Below are 260 nucleotides of genomic sequence, written 5' to 3'. Positions count from 1 at the left end.
ATCCACACCGGTCCGCTAGAGCATGGCGAAGTATTTAGTTTCTACAGCGCTAACCTACAGCGTAAATACGCCCCGGATTCTCGTGATGATGCGATTGGCGTATGGCGAGATGTCACCTTAGCGCGAATGCTTGATTGGGGTTTTACTTCATTAGGTAACTGGGCCGATCCAAGTTTTTATGGCAACCAGAAAGTGGCATATGTTGCCAACGGCTGGATTGTAGGCGATCGCCAACGCATTAATACCGGTAATGATTACTG

1 protein-coding gene is annotated in these 260 nt (G+C 48.5%); it reads left to right on the top strand.

Annotation, left to right across the window (positions count from 1 at the left end):
* Positions 1-260, top strand: a 260-nt coding sequence (locus tag Q4528_RS14465; protein ID WP_303522337.1) for a hypothetical protein, incomplete at both ends; no start/stop codon positions are given.

It is taken from the genome of Staphylococcus pasteuri (assembly GCF_030547725.1).
GTDB classification, from domain to species: domain Bacteria; phylum Bacillota; class Bacilli; order Staphylococcales; family Staphylococcaceae; genus Staphylococcus; species Staphylococcus pasteuri.
Note: the sequence above shows the minus strand (reverse complement) of the source record. Positions and strands in the feature narration are given on the sequence as shown.